This is a genomic window from Oscillospiraceae bacterium (assembly GCA_035380125.1).
GTDB lineage: Bacteria > Bacillota > Clostridia > Oscillospirales > JAKOTC01 > DAOPZJ01.
On sequence record DAOSWV010000023.1, the window covers coordinates 24,838 to 44,489 of the forward strand.

General features: G+C 50.3%; 22 protein-coding genes. 13 read left to right on the forward strand and 9 right to left on the reverse strand.

Going from position 1 to position 19,652, the window contains the following annotated elements:
• Positions 1-2 precede the first annotated feature (2 nt).
• Genes PK629_09860 through PK629_09890 form a run of 7 tightly spaced genes read right to left on the reverse strand, consistent with a single transcriptional unit; the run spans position 3 to position 5,616 of the window.
• A complete protein-coding gene (locus PK629_09860; GenBank protein ID HOP11781.1) occupies positions 3-1,175 on the reverse strand; it encodes a CDP-glycerol glycerophosphotransferase family protein in 1,173 nt (390 codons plus the stop codon).
• Positions 1,175-1,876, reverse strand: coding sequence for a sugar transferase (locus tag PK629_09865; protein HOP11782.1), 702 nt, complete (start codon positions 1,874-1,876; stop codon positions 1,175-1,177). The genes PK629_09860 and PK629_09865 overlap by 1 nt, the downstream gene beginning before the upstream one ends.
• A gap of 49 nt (positions 1,877-1,925) precedes the next feature.
• Positions 1,926-2,945 carry an LCP family protein gene (locus PK629_09870; GenBank protein ID HOP11783.1) on the reverse strand — a complete coding sequence of 340 codons (1,020 nt, stop codon included), beginning with the start codon at positions 2,943-2,945 and terminating at the stop codon, positions 1,926-1,928.
• Complete coding sequence (locus PK629_09875; protein ID HOP11784.1) at positions 2,942-3,697, reverse strand: hypothetical protein; 756 nt, start codon at positions 3,695-3,697, stop codon at positions 2,942-2,944. Before PK629_09875 ends, PK629_09870 begins: the two co-directional genes overlap by 4 nt.
• 52 nt (positions 3,698-3,749) lie before the next feature.
• On the reverse strand, positions 3,750-4,511 hold the full coding sequence (locus PK629_09880; protein HOP11785.1) for a CpsD/CapB family tyrosine-protein kinase: 762 nt from the start codon (positions 4,509-4,511) through the stop codon (positions 3,750-3,752).
• Between the two features lie 16 nt (positions 4,512-4,527).
• Entirely contained in the window at positions 4,528-5,307 is a 780-nt protein-coding gene (locus PK629_09885; GenBank protein HOP11786.1) for a Wzz/FepE/Etk N-terminal domain-containing protein, read from the reverse strand.
• A 42-nt stretch (positions 5,308-5,349) separates the two neighbouring features.
• A complete protein-coding gene (locus PK629_09890; protein ID HOP11787.1) occupies positions 5,350-5,616 on the reverse strand; it encodes a hypothetical protein in 267 nt (88 codons plus the stop codon).
• A 178-nt stretch (positions 5,617-5,794) separates the two neighbouring features.
• On the opposite strand from PK629_09890, the gene PK629_09895 reads away from it, so the two are divergent.
• Positions 5,795-6,112: a helix-turn-helix transcriptional regulator gene (locus PK629_09895; protein HOP11788.1), complete on the forward strand. Its 318-nt coding sequence runs from the start codon at positions 5,795-5,797 to the stop codon at positions 6,110-6,112.
• An 87-nt stretch (positions 6,113-6,199) separates the two neighbouring features.
• Here the strand turns inward: PK629_09895 and PK629_09900 are convergent, their stop codons facing one another.
• Both PK629_09900 and PK629_09905 read right to left on the reverse strand, forming a co-directional pair.
• A complete protein-coding gene (locus tag PK629_09900) occupies positions 6,200-6,397 on the reverse strand; it encodes a hypothetical protein (GenBank protein HOP11789.1) in 198 nt (65 codons plus the stop codon).
• Between the two features lie 60 nt (positions 6,398-6,457).
• Entirely contained in the window at positions 6,458-7,498 is a 1,041-nt protein-coding gene (locus PK629_09905; protein ID HOP11790.1) for a hypothetical protein, read from the reverse strand.
• Between the two features lie 115 nt (positions 7,499-7,613).
• On the opposite strand from PK629_09905, the gene rsxC reads away from it, so the two are divergent.
• The 12 genes from rsxC to PK629_09965 all read left to right on the forward strand — a co-directional run bounded on the left by rsxC (position 7,614) and on the right by PK629_09965 (position 19,636).
• Complete coding sequence (gene rsxC / locus PK629_09910; protein ID HOP11791.1) at positions 7,614-8,957, forward strand: electron transport complex subunit RsxC; 1,344 nt, start codon at positions 7,614-7,616, stop codon at positions 8,955-8,957.
• A complete protein-coding gene (locus PK629_09915; protein HOP11792.1) occupies positions 8,957-9,913 on the forward strand; it encodes an RnfABCDGE type electron transport complex subunit D in 957 nt (318 codons plus the stop codon). Before rsxC ends, PK629_09915 begins: the two co-directional genes overlap by 1 nt.
• Complete coding sequence (locus PK629_09920) at positions 9,910-10,455, forward strand: FMN-binding protein (protein ID HOP11793.1); 546 nt, start codon at positions 9,910-9,912, stop codon at positions 10,453-10,455. The genes PK629_09915 and PK629_09920 overlap by 4 nt, the downstream gene beginning before the upstream one ends.
• The gene (locus PK629_09925; protein ID HOP11794.1) at positions 10,455-11,135 is read left to right on the forward strand and encodes an electron transport complex subunit E; all 681 of its coding nucleotides are present in this window, start codon (positions 10,455-10,457) and stop codon (positions 11,133-11,135) included. The genes PK629_09920 and PK629_09925 overlap by 1 nt, the downstream gene beginning before the upstream one ends.
• Positions 11,132-11,728: an RnfABCDGE type electron transport complex subunit A gene (locus PK629_09930; GenBank protein HOP11795.1), complete on the forward strand. Its 597-nt coding sequence runs from the start codon at positions 11,132-11,134 to the stop codon at positions 11,726-11,728. Before PK629_09925 ends, PK629_09930 begins: the two co-directional genes overlap by 4 nt.
• 1 nt (position 11,729) lies before the next feature.
• Positions 11,730-12,533, forward strand: a complete 804-nt coding sequence (locus PK629_09935) for an RnfABCDGE type electron transport complex subunit B (GenBank protein ID HOP11796.1) — start codon at positions 11,730-11,732, stop codon at positions 12,531-12,533.
• Positions 12,534-12,675: 142 nt separating this feature from the next.
• Positions 12,676-13,803: a DUF3048 domain-containing protein gene (locus PK629_09940; protein HOP11797.1), complete on the forward strand. Its 1,128-nt coding sequence runs from the start codon at positions 12,676-12,678 to the stop codon at positions 13,801-13,803.
• 23 nt (positions 13,804-13,826) lie between these two features.
• Complete coding sequence (locus PK629_09945) at positions 13,827-14,771, forward strand: class B sortase (GenBank protein ID HOP11798.1); 945 nt, start codon at positions 13,827-13,829, stop codon at positions 14,769-14,771.
• Between the two features lie 74 nt (positions 14,772-14,845).
• A complete protein-coding gene (locus PK629_09950; GenBank protein ID HOP11799.1) occupies positions 14,846-15,184 on the forward strand; it encodes a hypothetical protein in 339 nt (112 codons plus the stop codon).
• Between the two features lie 340 nt (positions 15,185-15,524).
• Positions 15,525-16,955, forward strand: a complete 1,431-nt coding sequence (gene miaB, locus PK629_09955) for a tRNA (N6-isopentenyl adenosine(37)-C2)-methylthiotransferase MiaB (protein HOP11800.1) — start codon at positions 15,525-15,527, stop codon at positions 16,953-16,955.
• A gap of 34 nt (positions 16,956-16,989) precedes the next feature.
• The gene (locus PK629_09960) at positions 16,990-18,288 is read left to right on the forward strand and encodes an alpha-L-fucosidase (protein HOP11801.1); all 1,299 of its coding nucleotides are present in this window, start codon (positions 16,990-16,992) and stop codon (positions 18,286-18,288) included.
• A 25-nt stretch (positions 18,289-18,313) separates the two neighbouring features.
• Positions 18,314-19,636 (forward strand): alpha-L-fucosidase, encoded by a 1,323-nt coding sequence (locus PK629_09965; protein ID HOP11802.1) that lies wholly within the window; start codon positions 18,314-18,316, stop codon positions 19,634-19,636.
• The last annotated feature ends 16 nt before the right edge of the window (positions 19,637-19,652 follow it).

Here is a 19,652-nt window from a genome sequence, read left to right on the forward strand (position 1 = left end):
TTTCACTCCCCGGATTTTTGTCTTTGACTCAATTCCAACAGACGTCTGACGCATTGCTGCGTTGCATTGTCTTGCCGACGGATGAAATGATTTCTGTATTTTTCGGCGATTTCCCGCTCCCGACCGGAATCGAGATTTTTAATTTTTTGCAACAGCTCGTCTTCAGTGAAAAGAACGTCGAAATGGTCTCGCAGATCAAAATATAAACCGCGCTCCCGATCAAATGAAGCATAGTCATAGGCAAAACAAAGCATCGGTTTCGAAAGAATGGAATAATCCGTGAATGCGCTGGAGTAATCGGAAATCAACAGATCTGATGCGAGGTAAAGGTCGTTGATGTCCGGATGGGCGGAGACGTTTCGGATGAAACTGGTATAATTAATTTTCATCAGGTCGGTGACAAGGGAATGCGCCCGGATTAAAACAATATAGTCGTCTTTCAGCTCTTTTTCCCAAAGCTCGGGATGGATCGGAAGATCCAACGGATAACTTTTTCCGCCGTTTTTACTGTCCCGCCAGGTCGGCGCATAGAGAATGACTTTTTTATCCGGAGGGAGGTTCAGTTTTTCCCGGCAAGACCTGACTTTTTCTGGCGTGGCATGATAGAGTTCGTCTTCCCGCGGTCTGCCGCACATCAGGATATTTTCTTCCGAGGCGCCGAAATCTCGGATCATGATCTCCTTGAGATATTCACCGTCACAGCAGAGAATGTCGATATCGGAAAAATTGTAGTCTTTCCGGCCGTTGACCGCGTTACCGCCTTTTTTGGGGCCGGTTCCGTGCCAGGTATTGAGATAGACGGTGGCCTTCTTTTTAAAGTGAAGACCACGCCCGATATTGACGTTGGTGACCCAATATTTCGCCTTTAACGCCGTGATGAAATACTTCCAGGTGTCGGTTTTTACTTTTTCGCAGTCCGGCTTCGGAAATTGATTCGGGTGCTCAAAAGCCCATACAAAACGAAATGAAGCGCACTCCGGCAGCATTTTCATATACTCATAAACGGCCTTGGGGCTGTCGTTGTAATTCTTTCCGTTAAATGCGGAAAATAGGATCAACCGGTCATCGGTGCGAATAAATATACCAATCAGACGGAAGAAAGCGCTGAGCACTGTCTGATAGGCTTTTTGAAGGAAAATATTGTGTTTGAGCAGGTATTCGATCGTATTCCTCATCATCTGGCACCGTTATGATTGAAAACAATCATGATCGTCTTGAGAATGATCTTGAAATCCAGATAAGGCGATCTGATCTTGATGTATTCGATGTCATAGATGATCTTTTCCTCCGGCTCCAACTCATATCCGCCGTTTATCTGTGCCAATCCCGTCAGTCCGGGTTTGACCAGAAGCCGCTGACGGAAGCCTTCGATGTATTTGTCGAATTCATCGTAGAAAACCGCTCGTTCCGGCCTTGGACCCACAATGCTCATTTTGCCGGCAAGGATGCAAAACAACTGCGGAAGTTCGTCCAAGCGGGTGCTACGGAGGATTTTTCCGATTTTTGTGACTCTGGTGTCATGCAGGCAGGCCCACTGCGCCCCGTTTTTTTCGGCATCGATGCGCATGGAGCGGAATTTGATGATATGAAACGGTTTTCCGTCTTTACCGAGCCGTTCCTGAATAAAAAATGCGGGACCGGGGGAATCCAGTTTAATGAGTATGGCAATGAAAATCATCGGTAATAATGCGATGAGAGTACCGAACAGAGAGAGGATGATGTCAAATACTCTTTTGATGGCATCACAGACGGGTTTGGCGCACGGACGGGTTAATCTTTCGACAATGGTATACTTTTTATATTTAATATCGCTGCCGAAGTGAATTGTTATCACTTCTTCTGTGTCATATTGCACCGCGTTAGAATAATTCGCCATGTTTTTACCCCCTCGTTAAAAGTCCCGGCAGTTTTTTTGTTAAGCAGATTTATGAAGCCGTTTTTTTAAAGAAAATACTCATTGTGAACTGAAACAATAAATCCTTATCCGGATAAAATTCGATGTATTGATCCCCTTTTTCGGATATGCCGGCGGGGGTTTTTATTTGGATATCGTCTGTGCATAGTAAGTGATCAGCAATTTCCGAAAAGGTCTGAACTGTGCAGTTTGTAACGATATAATCGGAAACAGATTGATAAATTTCCATAATAAAATCATCATTTTCCGAATTCATTTTTGCTTTTAACTGTTTTAAAAACGAACTGATATATTGTCTTTGCCGCGCCATTCGGGCCAGATTTGTTGCGTCTGTCATGCCCTGTCGGGCGCGGACATAATTCAACGCGTGCTGGCCGGTGAGTGTCACGGTTTCTCCTTCCTTTAATTGTGGGTCGACGTTTGAAAAATCGTCCGAAATAGTGACGGTAACGCCACCTATGAGGTCATTTAATAGGGCAACCGCATCCATATTGATCGAAACGAAATAATCAATCGAGATGCCGAACAGCAGGTTTGAAACGGTTTGAACCGTATTTTGACAGCTGTCCTGCAGACCGGTTCCGTATGTATGTGCCAAAGCGAGTTGGCCGTAGGTGGTTCCGGCGGCTTGTCCGGTGACACCCAGTACATTGATGTCGGTCATCGTATCGCGGTTGAGATGCAGCAGCGTGCAGTCGTTTGCGGCGGGATCTATAATGAGTAACGCGAGGAAGTCCGCTTGCTGCTTATTGTTATAAGAACCGGAGGAGATCACTTCTCCGGAGGTGTCGATGCCCAGAAAAAGGATTGTGATCAACTCTTTGTTTTCAATGTAGGTCTGTTCGCCGTTGACAATTTGAGAGACAGCAGGGTAGATGTCGGAATAGAATCCGCTGGTATTTTGATCAACGACGACTTGTTTCTGTTCCCAGGCGGCCAGTTTTTGAACCGCGAAGATCATCATGACGCAAATTAAAACGAAAGCGACGATGATTTGAGTCGCTTTTCGGCTGATATGAATGCGCTTCATCGCGCTGCTCCGTCAGGTGTTCGTTTCGGTTTGAAAATGACGATAGCGGCGATGAATGTGAGCATGCAGCCGGCTGTGATTATAGCGGCGGTTTTGAGATTAAAACCGTCGGACATGGCCGGAACGGAAGCGGCGCCTTCGACAATGACGAGCACGGTTCCCGTCTTTGAAAAAGTGACCGTAACGGTGCCGTCTGCGTTGTTGACGACATCTTTTGCATCGATTACCGGCCAGTCGGTTTCTCCTTCGCACATCGCGACAATGACGATGTCGGCAGGGGAAACACCCAATCGGAATCGGACGCGGAGACGGTTGGTTTCGGTGATGGGCGGAATATTGCCTCTGGTCGTGACATTGAAGAGATCCCGGGCCACCAGATCGTCTGCGGAGGTTTTAGGATCAAGCTTTTTAATAATTTCCTCGAGATCCGAAACAATATCCGTCAGAAAACGGACACTGCCGACTTTCTTATAGGCGTTTTCCAGGGATTGTTTGATATCTTCGGCGGAGGACTCGGCTTCCGACATGGGTGTGACGATAATTTCGCCGCTGTCGGTGACTTTTTGTATAACTTCGTTGTTTTTATTGATGATTTCCGCATAGATGATTTCGGTTTCAATTACCTGCGGTACAATTTCCGGAGCGTCTTTTGCCTGAACACTCGGTGTGAAATTGGATGAACCGAAAGCGGTAAAAGACAGAGAAGGGATCAGTAAAAACACGATGAGGACGGGGAGAAGCTTGTTTTTCATGCGAAACCTCCTTGTAATTGTGTGGACGCCTATGGCGGCGCTGTGAATCATTTTAGGCTTTGCTTTTTTTGCTCTGTTGTTTCAGATAGCTGTTAATATAACGCTTGGAGTATTTGTTCTCCGATCTCGGGTTACAATTGTAGACAAAGCCGAAGATCCGTGCTCCGACCAGAGAGAGTCGATTCATGGAATCCCGCAGCCGGAGGCTGTCGGTCACATTGTGGCGGACGACAAAAATGATGCCGTTGGTGTATTTTGAGACGATCGGCGCATCGGTCACTGCCAGGGTGGGCGGAAGATCGAGGATGATGTATTCAAAAACCGAAGAATAGAATTTAATCAGTTCGCTCATGGCGTTGCTGGACAGCAGTTCGGCGGGATTCGGCGGCGTATCGCCGGCCGGAAGAAAAAACAGATCCGTGCCGTTGTAATTAATGAGCGCGTTCAGCCGATTTTTGCCGGGGTTAATCAAAATGTTCGACAGACCCGGCGATGAGGGGATTTTCAACACGCCCGAAAACGACGGGAGACGGAGATCACATTCCATGAGCAACACTTTTTTGCCCGATTCCATCAGCGAATAGGCGAGATTGATCGCCGTGGTGGTTTTTCCCTCAAACCGTTCGGTGCTGGTGATGCCGATCACACGGCAGCCGATATAATCGGCAAATGAATACATCAGATTGGTCCGCAGGGATTTATAGGCCTCCGAGGCGGAAAAACTGAGATTCTTGCCGATGGAATACTCGGACAACTGCGCTGCCGGGTGTTCATTTTTGACGTCATTTTGAGGGGGGGTTTGATTTGTTTTCAATGCTGATACCTCTATTTCAGGGATTGGAAGCAGTGGATGAATTTTCGTCTGATCGGTAATAATAATTAAAGATATCGTTGGTGCCGGTATCTTTGATATCGGGTATAATTCCGATGACCGGTATACCGTAAACCTGGGTGAGATATTCTTTTGAAGTGATTCGGGTATCCGACTGATTTCGGATGATGATGTATGCGACGCTCAGCACAAAACCCGCTACGGCACCCATTGAGATGTTCTTGGTGTAGCTGGGTGAAACCCGCCACAGAGGAGTTACCGCATAATCGACGATTTTAACGGAACTGCCTTCTACAATTTCCGAGATCCGCTGCGGGAGGACCTGGGCGATGGTATTGGCAAGAAGAGCCGCTTCCGAAGGGGAACGCGAGGTGACGCTGATCTTAAAGATTTCGGTTGAATCAACCGAATATCCCTCAATCATGCTATAAAGCTGTTCATAGGAATAATTCACCTTGGATAGGGAGATGACTTCTTCGAGTGTGGAACGAGCTTTGAGGATGACGATGTAGGTGTCGACAAGTTTATATGCGGCGGATAACTGTGCATCCGATATACTGATGGACGCACCTCCCACCGAGATAGAGCTGTTGTTGACGTAGATCATAACACCGGCTTGATAAGACGGTACGACAAACAAGAGGGTATACTCGTAAGCGATACCGGAGCAAATTAGCACAGCGGCGATAATAATCCAGATTTTTTTCTTTAAAATTCGGAAAATCTGAAGCAGGTCGATTTCAGTTTCCCGGTTTTGTCGAGATTCCGAAACATTCATAAATTCATTCAGTCCGTATTACCCGTCTGGGTGCCGCAAGGTTCAGCAGCCCATATGGTCTTTTCCTTTCAACTTTTTTGTGTCGCAAAATTGAGATGGCCACGGGCATAAAAAGATTTCACATTTTTCAAGCGGATCGTTGATTTTTAAGATACTGCAAATATCTTCAACCTGCTCGAGCGTGAAACTGCTGCACCCGTTGAGTTTTGTGGAAAACGTACTCCTATTCATCCCGATAACAGCAGCAAAAGAACTTTGATTGTATCCGTTCCGGGTGATAATTTGGAGCAATTTATTTTTGTTGATCAAACAAATGCCTCCGATGTCTCATATATGAGATATGATAACCGATATTATGGAAATTGTCAACTCTAAATTGAGATATATAGCAAGAATATCCACAAATTCATCATTATTTTTAACAATTGGTTGCATTTTTGAAATAGGTATGTTACAATATTTGTAACCACTATGGGAGATGATTAATGTGGAGCTTTCGGAAAAAATTCTTCGTTTGATGAACGAACAGGGTTATTCTTACGAATCTCTTGAAAAAGCGACCGGTATCTCTCGTTCTACGTTACAAAGGAAGATCAGCGCCTCACCTAATAAACTGAAGCTCAGCGAGATTGAGCGTATTGCCGCAGCGTTCGGAGAAAGCGCCCAGGAATTGCTTGAGTGGAGGAAAAAGGAAGATGAGACATGCTGCCAGGGACTTAGCAAAGAAATCAATTCTCTGTCCATTGCAGAGGTTGCAAAAGTCAGGGAATATATCCGATTTTTAAAGTGGAACAGAGAGTTCTGACAGCAAAATTTGAAACGCTAAAGTCCCAAAAATCAAACGGCTCCGTTTATTAAACGGGGCCGTTGATGTTGCAAAGCGTTTAATTAACTAAAGTTTGAATTCATCTTCCGAATAATCGGGAATGACGCGCGGGGGTTTCGGAACGCGGAGCAGAGGATCGTATTTGAAACGGAAGCAGGCGTTTTTCCCCCGTGCTTCCACGCGCTTTCTGCATTCCGATTTTCCCGTTCCGTATATACAATAGATACAACTCGGAATGATTTTCTTTTCTTCGGGCGTTTTCATGAATAAGCCATCCTTATATATAAAGCTTGGAGCGAATATGCTCGGTCGATAAACGGTCTTTTATAAACCTTCACGATTATATCGCTTTTTCATCAAATTTGCAAGCGAAAGCGCAAACCCGCAAAACACCAAAAGCAGGGCTGCGGGCACTTGATTTTCACGAACCGCAGCAAAGGTTTGAGCTGCGTTTTCCTGCAGTTTGACGGGGAAAAACGCGGACAATGCCGCCGTAAAGCCGGCAGAGAGCAGGGCGTGGATGATACGGGATAAAAGCAATTTTTTTGCGCTGAAAAACTTGGCACCGAAGGCGGCGATTTGAATCATCACGGAAATGCCGCCGAAACCGAGTGCCGCCGCACAGAGCGGCAACGAGCCGGTTTTGCTGAGTGTGCTGACGCCGCCTGTGACTTCGAACAGCGGAGATAAGATCATTTCCCCGCCGTGAAAAAATGTCGCGAGTACCGAGACTGCCGCGCAGGAAAGGGCAATGGCCGCACAGGCCACCAGTGAGGCGTTTGCGGCATTGGAAATCGAATCGCAAAAAGCGACAGTCAAGGGGCTGTAGAGCCGTTGTTTGCGCTTTGCCAAATTCACCTTGCCTTTAATACGGCAGAAAATAGATACCAGGAGGGAGGCCGACCAACCTGCAGCCAGCAGTAAAAAACCCGCTTTGACGCTTCCCAATAAGGTGCCGCCGACTGCACCGACGACAAAAACAGGGCCGGGATTAATACAGAAAAATAACAGCCGACCGGCCTCTTCTTCGCTCAGTGCACCTCGTTCGACCTGCTTCTTTGCTGCGATTGCCCCCGACGGATATCCTCCCAAAAAGCCGGACACCAGAACGATCGATGCACCGTCGCCAACCCACAAAAAACGGCAAAGCGGCGATAAAATGCAGCGGAAAACCGCTTCAACCCGGGTTTCGGCAATGAAAAAGACAAGGAAGTACATCGGCAGCATCGCCGGGATAAACAGCCCCGCAGCCAACATAAGCCCTTGCGTGATTCCCGAAGCTGCTTGCTTGGGGAAAACGGCCAACACAGCAACGCAGGCAACGCAGAACAGGAATAATATAATTGTTTTGCTTTGATATTTCATCCAATCACCGCTGCAAGTATACTGGGCAAGAGATGCAAAGTTGACAACCTTTTTCCGTTGACACCTAAATTCGTTTATGTTAAAATGACGACAGAACCTTGGAAGGGATGAGTCGATGGGATTTAAAGGACAAATCGCCGCTCTTTTCGGCCTGGAAAAAGGCGTGCATCCGCCGCACTATAAGAATACGGCAAAGTGCGCCACCGTCGAGATGCCCGCGCCTGAGAGAGTGGTTGTGTCCATGCTTCAACATGTCGGAGCGCCCTGTGTTCCGACGGTGGCTAAGGGCGACAGTGTCGCCATCGGACAGGTGATCGGCGACAGCACCGCGTATGTAAGCGCACCGATCCATTCGGGTGTGAGCGGAAAAGTGCTCGGGATCGGCGAAATTATACTCCCCAACGGAACCAGAACGGCTACCGTCGAGATCGAAAACGACGGGGAAGGCCGTATTTTTGAGGGTGTTAAGCCCCCGCATATCCACAGCAAAGAGGATTTAGTGACGGCGGTGCGCGCTTCGGGTCTGGTGGGTTTGGGCGGCGCGGGTTTTCCGACCCACGTCAAGTTTGCATTATATAAAGAGGACTGCATTGACACGCTGGTGATCAACGGCGCCGAGTGCGAGCCCTACATTACCGCCGACAACCGCGAATGCTTGGAGAACACCTGGGATATCATGAACGGTATTATGATTATGGCGGAACATTTTAACGCCAAACAAACCGTGATCGCTGTTGAAAACAACAAACCCATGGCCATTGCCGAACTGACAAAGGTTGCAAAAACCTGCAGCACCGAAGGCCACCGGATCTGCGTCAAGTCCATTCCTGCCCAATATCCGCAGGGTGCGGAAAAAATGATTATATACAGCACCACCGGACGCAAGGTTCCCCCGGGAAAACTGCCGTCCGACGTCGGCTGCGTCGTAATGAATATCACCTCGACGGCGTTTGTGAGCCGTTATCTCAAAGACGGCATGCCGCTCGTCGCCCGCCGTATGACCGTGGACGGGAACGGCGTTAAGAATCCCGGCAATCTGCGGGTGACCATCGGAACGCCCATTAAGGATATCGTGGCGTTTTGCGGCGGTTATACATCGGATGCGAACCGCATTATGATGGGCGGCCCGATGATGGGTTTGACGGTTTATACCGATGAACAGCCGGTGCTGAAACAAAATAATGCGATTCTGGTTTTTGCCGGAGCCGGCGGAGAAAAAGAACCCGAACAACCCTGTATCCGCTGCGGCCGCTGTGTCGGCGCCTGTCCGATGCACCTCGCGCCGTTTGAATTGTATAAGGCGTATCTGCGCGGCGATGCTGCTGATTTGACGAAAAAAGGCGTGATGAACTGCGTCGAGTGCGGATGCTGTTCCTACATCTGCCCGGCCAAGCGGCAGCTGACTCAAATGATGCGGCTCGGCAAGGCCTATGTGAAAAAGCAGGGGGGAAAAAGATGATGGAAAAACGCTTTATCGTCACCTCCTCGCCGCACCTTTCCTCAACTTCCACCACGCGGCATATCATGCTCGACGTGATCATTGCACTGCTTCCTGCGGGAATCGCCGCCTGCGTGATGTTCGGCTGGTACAGTGCGGTGCTGATTGCGGTGACGGTGGTCTCGGCGGTTTTATTTGAGTATTTATTCCGGATTATTACCAAACGTGAAAATTCAATCGGCGATCTCTCGGCGGTTGTGACAGGGCTTTTGCTGGCCTATAACCTGCCGCCCAAATTTCCGATTTGGATGGCCGTGATCGGCTCTTTTATTGCGATTGTAATTGTCAAACAATTCTTCGGCGGAATCGGGCAGAATTTCGCCAATCCCGCCATTACGGCGCGCATCGTGCTGATGACTTCATTCCCGACCGCGATGACAGCATGGCTGACGGCCTATGACGGAGTCTCCTCGGCGACGCCGCTTGCCATGATGAAAGCCGGAACGGTTTTGACGCCGGACGGTCCGACGATTCTCGGCGCCTTGATCGGGAACGTCGATACAATCGGCTGCATTGGTGAGGTCAGCCGGCTGTTATTGATTGCGGGAGGTATCTATCTGATGATCCGCAAGGTCATCGTACCGATCATTCCGCTGTGCTACATCGGCACGGTCGGACTTCTCACCTGGATAGCCGGTGCGGATCCGGTGATGCAGATGCTCTCCGGCGGCCTGATTCTGGGTGCGTTCTTTATGGCCACCGATTATGCCACCAGCCCGACGAATGCGCTGGGGAGAGTGATCTTCGGTGTGGGCTGCGGTATTCTTACGGTGGTGATTCGGCTGTGGTCCAATCTCCCCGAGGGTGTATCCTATTCGATTTTATTTATGAACATCCTGACCCCGCTGATTGAACGGGCAACCTTCCCGCGTCCGTTCGGCGTTCCCCGCAAAGGGAAGGAGGTAGCGAAGTCATGATCAGACAGATTATCAGGCCGATATTGGTCTTATTGGCGTTATGTATTGTGATTTCGGGCGCGGTTTCGGTGACCTACTTTTTTACCGCGGACAAGATTGCAGCACAAGCTGAAGAAAAAATCAACGAAAATCTCACCCTTTTACTGCCCGGAACGGTTGACAAGACCGAGACCGAATGCGACGCGTTTGTCTATTATGACTGCGCGGATGCAGCCGGTGCGGCGCTCGGCAGAGCCTATCTGATCGACGCGAAGGGTTATGGCGGTCCGATCTCGCTGATGGTCGGCATCAAAGCCGACGGCACTGTTGCCGGTATTTCGATTCTGTCGTCGACGGAGACTCCGGGATTGGGTAAAAAGGCCGAAAACAGCGAATTTTACGGACAGTTTTCCGATAAAGACGTGGATGTGTTTACAGTCGTCAAGGGTGCAGCTGCTTCCGATGACCAGATCAGCGCCATCTCGGGCGCCACGATTTCATCAAAGGCAATCACAAACGCGGTCAACACGGTGCTGACCCATTTTAACGGAGGTGAGCAGTGATGTGGAAGACGCTGACCAACGGAATATTAAAAGAAAATCCGGTTCTGCGGCTGGTGTTGGGTACCTGTCCGACACTCGCGGTCACCACGATGGCCAGCAATGCCATCGGTATGGGGGCGGCGGCGACTTTTGTGCTGATCGGGTCAAATTTAGTGATATCTCTGTTGCGTAAAGTCATTCCCGATAAAATCCGAATCCCGGCCTACATCACGGTCATCGCGGGATTTGTGACGGTCGTTCAAATGATCATCAAAGCGTATGCCCCCGACCTCGACGCGCAGCTCGGTATTTTTTTGCCGTTGATTACGGTTAACTGCATCATTTTGGCCCGCGCCGAAATGTTCGCCAGCAAAAACACTGTATTGGCCTCGGTGCTGGACGCCGTCGGTATGGGCATCGGTTTTACCGCGGCGCTGCTCGCGATGGGCTGCATCCGTGAGCTGGTCGGCAACGGCACCCTCTTCGGCATGGCCGTCACACAAGGACATATCGAGCCGATGCTGATTATGATCCTGCCCCCGGGCGGTTTCTTCGTGTTCGGAATTTTGATCGCGCTGGCAAATAAGATCACCGGCAAACCGGTGGCAAACACCGGCTGCGCCGCCTGCGCCGCACGTGAATTCTGCGGACAAGCCGGAAAAGACGAGGCCTGCGCCTCCGAGAAGGAGGAAACGAAATGACGAAGATTCTCGCCATTATTGTCGCGGCGGTTTTGACCAACAACTTCGTTTTGTCGAAATTCCTCGGCATCTGCCCGTTTTTAGGCGTCTCGAAAAAACTCAACACCTCGGTCGGCATGAGCGCCGCCGTTACCTTTGTCATGGTGCTGGCCACCGCTGTCACCTGGCCGATTCAAACCTATTTGCTCGATCCCAACGGTTTAGGGTATATGCAGACTATTGTATTCATTCTGGTTATCGCCGTGTTGGTGCAGTTGGTTGAAATGGTATTGAAAAGGTACATTCCGCCGCTGTATTCTGCGCTGGGTATTTATCTGCCGCTGATTACCACAAACTGCGCGGTACTGGGCGTCACGATTTTGAATATTGATCAGGGCTATTCGTATATTGAAGCGCTGTTTAACGCCTTTGCAGCCGGCGTGGGATTTTTGCTGGCGATGGTGATGTTCACCGGCGTGCGTTCCAAAATCGCCGATTCCGATATCCCGAAATCGCTTCAGGGTTTGCCGATCACACTGGTTGCGGCCTCGATTACGGCACTGACTATGCTCGGATTTGCCGGGCTTGCCGAAGGGCTGTTCGGAGGGATGTGAGATGGGAATGGAAATCTGGCTTCCGATTTTGATTGTGGGCGCTTTAGCGCTGTTGGGCGGCATCATTCTCGCCGTGTCTTCGGTGTTTATGGCCGTACCGGTCAATGAAAATGAAAAGAAGATCCGCGAGGTTCTGCCCGGTGCAAACTGCGGCGGCTGCGGATATGCGGGTTGTGACGAATATGCCGCCGCAATTGCAAAAGGCAATGCGCCTGCGCATTTGTGCGGTCCGGGCGGTGCTTCGGTCGCCGAGAAGATCGGTAAGATCACCGGTCTGGGTGTTATCGAAGTGAACCCGAAAACCGCAGTCGTCTATTGCTGCGGTTCTAAAGACAAAGTGGATATTAAAATGAACTACCGGGGTATTCAGACCTGCGCGGCCGCTTCGACTTTTTACGGCGGCATCAGCGCCTGCACCTACGGCTGCATGGGGCTCGGTGATTGTGTCAGAGCCTGCGTGTATGATGCAATTTCGATTCAAAAGGGTGTGGCTGTCGTGAATCAGGGCAAGTGTACGGGATGTTCGTCCTGTGCCAAGGCCTGCCCCAAAGGGCTGATTAAGATGGTTAAGACCGACGTGACCCACATTGTGTTGTGCTCCAGTCACGATAAGGGTGCAACTACCGTAAAAACCTGTAAAGCCGGATGCATCGGCTGCGGCAAATGCGTCCGTACCTGCCCGAGCGGAGCAATTACACTCGACAATAATCTCGCTGTCATCGATCCCGCCAAATGTACGAGCTGCGGCGCTTGTGTACCCGTTTGTCCGACCGGTGCAATCAAAGCCCGGAGCAAATCATCTTGACACACATGACCTTTCGGTGTTATCATGCAGCGTGTTTTCCCCGAGGAACGGGAGACCTTATAACATGATTTGCATTGAAAATACATAAAGACTTGTAACAAACATGGCGATTAAAACGTCTTAGTGAAGAGGAGGTACCCGAATGAGACGATTTCTCTGCGCGGCTTTAATGGTGCTTTTGCTTTTAACGGCCGGCTGCGGAACAGTGCAGGAATACAGCGGCATGGAGACTTCCGACCCTTGGGTGAGCGTCTCTTCCGAAGCGACCTCTTCACAGCCCGTCGAATCGAGCGTGCCTTACAGCACAGGAGCTGACTATGTTTCGACCGGTACGATCAATCCGCTGACCGGACAGAGCAATCTGCCGACCTATATGGCGCGTACGCGTCCGGTTTCGGTGGTAATCAACAATTATGTCAAGGCGCTGCCCCAAAACGGCATTACCGATGCCGATCTGGTGATTGAAGCCGAGGCCGAGGGCGGCATTACCCGGCTGTTGGCATTTTACGCCGACTGGCGTTCGGCGCCTGTGATCGGTTCGATTCGCGAAGCAAGACTGCATTTTTTCGAATTGGCTCAATCGTTTGATTCGATTATGGTTCATATCGGTGCAAGTCAGGAGACCTACGATGCCATCAAGGCCACCGGATACAAGACGCTTGACGCCGTGAACTACGCCGACAAAGAGCTGACCTACCGTGATGAGACCTTGAAATTAACCCGCGCCACAGAACATACGGTTATGACCAGCGGTGAAATGCTCACCAAGGTGATCTCCTCCTCCAAACTGCGTACAACGCTGGATGAGAGTTATCCCTCAACCTATTTTAAATTCGCTGCCGACAACGAATTGATCACACCGACGGCATTCCGCGCAAGAGCAATTTATCTGCCGGTCGGACTGAATGCCGAATATCATTTTGACGACGATACCGGCCTTTATATGCGTTCGCTCGCCGGTGCTGCGCAGACCGATCTGAACAACGGCGAACAAGTCGGCGTGACCAATGTCCTCGTACTTTTTGCAAAACAATACACAAATCCGAACGACGAGACTTTGGTAACTATTGACATTAACGCCGGAGAGGGGTATTATTTTTCCATGTGCGGCGGCCAAAAGATCTTTTGGCAGAAGGGCCTCGGAGAGACCGACCGAATTATGCTCTACGATGAAAAAGGCAATGAGCTGACACTCAACCAGGGCAAAACCTGGATCAATATTATTTCGACTACACTTGCCGACCAAGTCACCTGGACGCAAATCGGCTGAAAACAGGAGATGCAAGACGTCCTATGGAAAAACAAACGAAAAAGAAAAAGCCCTTGAACAAACAGCAAAAATTGATGATGAACGTGTTGTTGGTTGTCTGCTGCGCCGCGCTGATCTTTTCGGGCGCGATGATCGCAAACAACTATATCCGCGAACATCAGGACCGCAACCGCGTCGCGTCGGATTTAAGCATGTTCGAAAATCCCTCCGTGGTATCTGATCCCGAAGAGGATCCCTACAAGGACATTGTGTTCCCGGCGGGTATTCTTGAGCAGCTCAAGCCCTTTTACGCACGTAATTCCGAATTGGTGGGCTTTTTGACCATCGAAGGAATTGACGATTTCGGTTATCCGATCGTTCAGACCGGCGATAACGAAAAGTATTATCGTAAAAACCTCGATTTGAAATATTCCAAAGAGGGCACTGCGTTTGTTGATTACACAGTCAATCTGAACGCCGACAGTCAGAACATACTCATCCACGGTCACAACAATAAAAACGGCCTGATGTTCGGTCCGCTTGAGCATTATAACGCCCTGCTGTACGGATTGGATCTGTATCAGAAAGCCCCGGTGATCAAGTTTTATACGCTCACCGAGGTGAAAGAATTTAAGATCGTCGGCTTCGTCGTTGCCAACATCAAATGGGAGGACGGTCCTACGTTCGATTTTACCCAGACCGATCTCACCGACCCCGAGGTGTTTGCCGCATTCAAGGAGGAAGTCGAAGCCAGAACCGTCGTTGATACCGGATATTACATGGAATACGGCGATACGGTTATGACACTACATTCCTGCTGCTATTATTTCAGCAATGTGCGTTTCCTTGTGATTGCACGTGAACTGCGTCCGGGTGAAGACCCGGAGGTCGATACCAGTTTGGCCAAAATCCGCTACGATGCGGTCATGCCTGACACCTTTGTTGACATCTATAACCTCGGTACCCGCGCCAGCACCTATTATCAATAAGCACAACAAAGTCCGTTTTATCGTACTCCTCTCCTTGTATACTGGATGTATACCACGGAGAGGGGTCGATTTTTTTGAAGGAACAACGTGAAGACAGATATAATGAAGAGATGCTGGACAGGGTGTTTTTGTTCGGTTTAAGCGGTTTGAAAAAACATCTGAAAACCACCGGAAGCGCAGTCGGGTTTATCGCATTCTGCACTTTTGCGATCGTCACGGCATTGTTGATCACCAGCGATTTGGGCAATACCGGGGTCGGTGTGGTGCTGTCGGTTTTGATCGGTGGTGTTGTCGGAGGCGGGATTGCCTGCCTTGCGATTCCCGTGAAAAAGCGGGATCACGCGGTTCGGGCGAAATTTAGTGCGGTTGAGGCAAAGCACGGAAGGGAAGAGAAAAAGGGAAGCGCGGCATAAATCAGATGAGATTTACTTCGGGGAAGCGGTCTTGACCGTTTCGGGTTATGTAAATGCTATCTGAAAACCGAACGGCGTTGACTCCTCACCCAACGCTTTTCAGGTCTTGCGGACGGTATCATACACGGAACGGTTAAGAGCGTTTCCCGGCATTCATAATTAAGAATTAGAATGCAAGATCAAGTTATCGTCGTAGGGATTGTCAGGAGTATCGATTGTTACACGGCGGGCGATCGCAGATCGCCCCTACATTTGTCCTTTATAAATTTTCCGTTCGCTTGACATTTATATCGAAAAACCGCTATAATAATTCCCAATAGGAATGGGGGTTCGGCGAAGGATGAGCGGCTTGGGTGCATTCGATGTCAGCGGCGACGAAATTGCGGCACAGCGTCGTTTTATGTCTTTGATCAAAAGGCAAAACGACGCATTTTTTGTTGAAACCGGCGTCCGGCATACGGCTTTTGTGCACTCCTACGGCTGCCAACAGAATGCGGTTGACGGCGAACGGATTGCCGGAATACTGGCTGAATGCGGTTACGAATTGATCGGAGACCCCAAAGCCGCAGATTTAGCGATTTATAACACCTGCGCGGTACGCGAAAACGCTGAAGACCGCGTTTTCGGCAACACCGGCGCGCTGCTGGCTTCCAAAAGGAAAAACCCGAATAAAATTATCTGTTTATGCGGCTGTATGATTCAACAGCCGACATCAGCGGAAAAAATCAAAAAACATTTCCCTTATGTCGATATGCTGGTTGGGACGCATGCGGTGCACAAATTCCCGCAGCTGCTGTTTGAAAAACTGCAAAACGGCGGGCATGTGTTCGAGACGCCTGACTGCGACGGCGTGATTGCCGAGGATTTGCCGTTGCTGCGCTCGGATTCGGTTTTCGCGGGTGTTTCAATTATGTACGGGTGCAATAATTTTTGCACCTACTGCGTCGTGCCGAATGTGCGGGGTAGGGAACGCAGCCGCAAGCCGGAGGCGATTCTCGCGGAGGTTGAACAACTGGTAAACGGCGGATGGAAGGATATCACGCTGCTCGGGCAGAATGTCAACTCCTACGGAACCCACGACACCGGAAAGCCGAATTTTCCCGAACTCTTAAAAAAATGCTGCTCTTTTGAGGGCGATTACTGGGTGCGGTTTATGACCAGCCACCCGAAAGATGCGGACGAGGCGTTGTTTGAGGTGATTGCCGCGGAAAAACATGCCGCCAAGCATCTGCATCTGCCGGTGCAGTCGGGTTCTGACGAGATTTTACGGCGTATGAACCGCCGATATGACACGCAGACCTATCTGAAAAAACTTGAAATCATGCGGCGGCTTTATCCCGACATCGCGCTGACCAGCGACATCATCGTGGGTTTTCCGGGCGAGACCGAGGATGATTTTCAAAAGACGCTTAATTTGGTCGAGACGGTGAAATACGACTCGCTGTTTATGTTTATCTATTCGCCACGGCAAAATACCGCAGCGGCCGGGTTTGAAAACCAGATTTCGGCGGAGGTCAAGACAGAGCGGTTTGAACGGCTGTTGGCATTACAGGAAAAAATCGCGGAGCAGAAGCACAAGGCACTCGTCGGGAACAAAGCACGTGTTTTAGTTGAACAATTCGAACAAAAGCACAAAAAGTGGAGCGGAAAGGACTGGGGCGTGACGCGGGTGCTGTTTGCAGGTGAAGAAAGCGAAAATCTGCGCGGGCAATTTGTCGATGTCGAGATTATTTCGGCCGGGAGGCACTGGGTTACCGGCCGCCGGATATAAACAAATTCAAATCATTTTGAACGGAGGAATTGTTATGTCGGAAAAACGCTCACCCTATGCGCAGAAAATGACGAAACGTGATTATGAGGCCGAAGTGGCCAGAACCCGGGACGCACGCATGAAATGGTTTACCGACGCCAAGTTCGGTATGTTCGTGCATTACGGGCCGTATGCGGTCTCGGGGCTGCACGAGTGGTATATGGCCATCAGCGCCAGCGAAATTGACGAGTATGAACGTGAGGTCACGAAGCAATTTCATCCCAAAAAGGGCTGCGCCTATGAGTGGGCGAAGCTGGCTGTTGAAGCGGGCTGCAAATATATGGTGATGGTCACCCGCCATCACGACGGTTATTCGATGTGGGACTCCGACTGCAATCCCTACAATGTCGTCAAATACGGCGGCGATTATGATGTGGTCGCCGAATTTATCGACGCCTGCCGCCAAAACGGATTGAAAATCGGGCTTTATCACTCAATTATCGACTGGCACAATCCCGACTGCGGTGACAGCCGGTTCGACTTCGACGCGCGGGTGAGGTTTATCAAATACCAGCGCGATCTGCTGAATGAACTGCTGACGCGTTACGGGAAAATTGATATTTTATGGTATGATATGAGCCATCCGTACAGCGGAGAGAATTTTGATTTTGTCGAGACCGACCGGATTGTCAGAAATCTGCAGCCCGACATTATCATCAACCCGCGTTCGGGCCTCAAAGAGGATTTGGAGACGCCGGAGGAACGCTTGAACCGCAGAGACGAGACGCGTTACTGGGAGGCCTGCATGACCTTCAACAGCCTGTCGTGGGGGTATGTTGACAGCGAAGAGGTCTCGGGATTTTCCTATTCTCCGCAGCAAATTATCAAACTGCTCGCCCAAACCGCAGGCGGTAACGGAAATCTGCTGCTGAACATCGGACCCGCTCCGGACGGAAGCGTTCCGCAGGACGCCGTGAAGCCGCTGCAGACCGTCGGGAATTGGCTGAAACAAAACGGCGCGGCGATCTACGGCAAAAGCGATTATCAGAGAACCTGGATTCCGAGCGGACGGGGCATTTTAAAGGGCAATAAATTCTATGTGATTCAGTTTATCACGCCTGTGTTGGGATATCTGCCGGTCAACGGCGTCGGTGCAAAAGTGAAAAAGGTGCGCTGCCTTGCCGATGGGAAAGAGTACAACTTCACTCAGAATGGAAAGAAAGTAAAAATACTGGACGTCGCGCATGGGCATGTCGACAAAATCATGGGTGTGACGGTGTTTGAGCTTGAATGCGAAGGGCCGATCGGCGACTTTGAACTGATCAACCCGCCGGCACTGGATTACGACCGGTAAACAATAAAAATGGCGGAGGAGAATCATGATGTTCGAGAAACCGATGACACTTGCCGAGTACAACGCGGCGGTTGCGGCCACACGGGAAAAAAGAATGGCCTGGTGGAATGCGGCGCGTTTCGGAATGTTCGTGCATTTCGGGCCGTATTCGGTCGCGGGACGCCATGAGTGGATTATGGCGCTCGATGGCTACACTGTGCCGGAATATGAGGAGAAAATCGCAAGCAAGTTCCATCCCAAAAAGGGGTGTGCGCGCGAGTGGGCCAAGTTGGCCTATGAAGCCGGATGCAAATACATGGTGCTGACCACCCGCCATCATGACGGCTACTCGCTGTGGGACTCGGACGTCAATCCCTATAACGTGGTCAAATTCGGGCATAATCACGACGTGGTGGCCGAATACGTCGCCGCCTGCCGTGAATTCGGTCTGGGGATCGGGTTTTATCATTCGGTCATGGACTGGCACAATCCCGACGGTTCCGCCGCAGCTTATGACATGGCTGCACGCATGCGGTTTATTGAATATCACCGCGGAATGCTGAACGAGCTGCTCACCCGCTACGGCAAGATCGACATCTTGTGGTATGATGTCCACGAGCCGTTCGGCGGCACCGACATGGATTTTGTCGAGACCAACCGGGTTGTACGAAATCTTCAGCCCGATATCATCATCAACCCGCGTTCCGGTTTGGCCGAGGATATGGATACGCCCGAGGATAAGATTGAAGAGAGCGAAAAGTATTGGGAATCGTGCATGACTTTTAACGGGCTGTCGTGGGGCTATGTCGATTCCGAACAAGCGGCACCCTATTCCTATAATGCCAACCGGATTATCCGTATGCTGAACGACGCCTGCTCCGGCAGGGGGAATTTACTGTTGAACATCGGCCCCGCGCCCGACGGCTCTATCCCGACCGAGACCATCGAACCGATGCGTACCGTCGGAAAATGGCTGAAACAAAACGGCGATGCGGTCTACGGTGCGCAGACGAGAGCCACCGCGATCAATCTCCAGTGTGCAAGCACCTACTGGGTCAGCGGCGGAAGATCGAGCGTGCGCGACAAATCCCTGTTTTTGTGGTATTATATATGGACCGTCACCGGTGAACTCCGGGTGGCGGGTATTCTCACAAAAGTGAAAAAGGTACGCTGCCTGGCGGACGGGAAAGAATATCCGTTTGTGCAGGACGGCGTGAAGCTGACAATTTCCGGTCTTCCGACGAATCCGCCGGATCAGATTTTAGGCGTGAACGTTCTTGAGGTTGTGTGTGAAAAACCGCCCAAGCTGATGATTGCGCCGATGCTGACGCCGATGTCACGGCTGAGCAAGCCCCCGGAGATTGAATGACCGCGTTTGAAAACGC

Coding starts and splice junctions, on each gene's coding strand:
- PK629_09860 (HOP11781.1), bottom strand. CDS start 1,175: ATGAGGAATACGATCGAATACCTGCTCAAACACAATATTTTCCTTCAA.
- PK629_09865 (HOP11782.1), bottom strand. CDS start 1,876: ATGGCGAATTATTCTAACGCGGTGCAATATGACACAGAAGAAGTGATA.
- PK629_09870 (HOP11783.1), bottom strand. CDS start 2,945: ATGAAGCGCATTCATATCAGCCGAAAAGCGACTCAAATCATCGTCGCT.
- PK629_09875 (HOP11784.1), bottom strand. CDS start 3,697: ATGAAAAACAAGCTTCTCCCCGTCCTCATCGTGTTTTTACTGATCCCT.
- PK629_09885 (HOP11786.1), bottom strand. CDS start 5,307: ATGAATGTTTCGGAATCTCGACAAAACCGGGAAACTGAAATCGACCTG.
- PK629_09900 (HOP11789.1), bottom strand. CDS start 6,397: ATGAAAACGCCCGAAGAAAAGAAAATCATTCCGAGTTGTATCTATTGT.
- PK629_09905 (HOP11790.1), bottom strand. CDS start 7,498: ATGAAATATCAAAGCAAAACAATTATATTATTCCTGTTCTGCGTTGCC.
- rsxC (HOP11791.1), top strand. CDS start 7,614: ATGGGATTTAAAGGACAAATCGCCGCTCTTTTCGGCCTGGAAAAAGGC.
- PK629_09915 (HOP11792.1), top strand. CDS start 8,957: ATGGAAAAACGCTTTATCGTCACCTCCTCGCCGCACCTTTCCTCAACT.
- PK629_09920 (HOP11793.1), top strand. CDS start 9,910: ATGATCAGACAGATTATCAGGCCGATATTGGTCTTATTGGCGTTATGT.
- PK629_09925 (HOP11794.1), top strand. CDS start 10,455: ATGTGGAAGACGCTGACCAACGGAATATTAAAAGAAAATCCGGTTCTG.
- PK629_09930 (HOP11795.1), top strand. CDS start 11,132: ATGACGAAGATTCTCGCCATTATTGTCGCGGCGGTTTTGACCAACAAC.
- PK629_09935 (HOP11796.1), top strand. CDS start 11,730: ATGGGAATGGAAATCTGGCTTCCGATTTTGATTGTGGGCGCTTTAGCG.
- PK629_09940 (HOP11797.1), top strand. CDS start 12,676: ATGAGACGATTTCTCTGCGCGGCTTTAATGGTGCTTTTGCTTTTAACG.
- PK629_09945 (HOP11798.1), top strand. CDS start 13,827: ATGGAAAAACAAACGAAAAAGAAAAAGCCCTTGAACAAACAGCAAAAA.
- miaB (HOP11800.1), top strand. CDS start 15,525: ATGAGCGGCTTGGGTGCATTCGATGTCAGCGGCGACGAAATTGCGGCA.
- PK629_09960 (HOP11801.1), top strand. CDS start 16,990: ATGTCGGAAAAACGCTCACCCTATGCGCAGAAAATGACGAAACGTGAT.
- PK629_09965 (HOP11802.1), top strand. CDS start 18,314: ATGATGTTCGAGAAACCGATGACACTTGCCGAGTACAACGCGGCGGTT.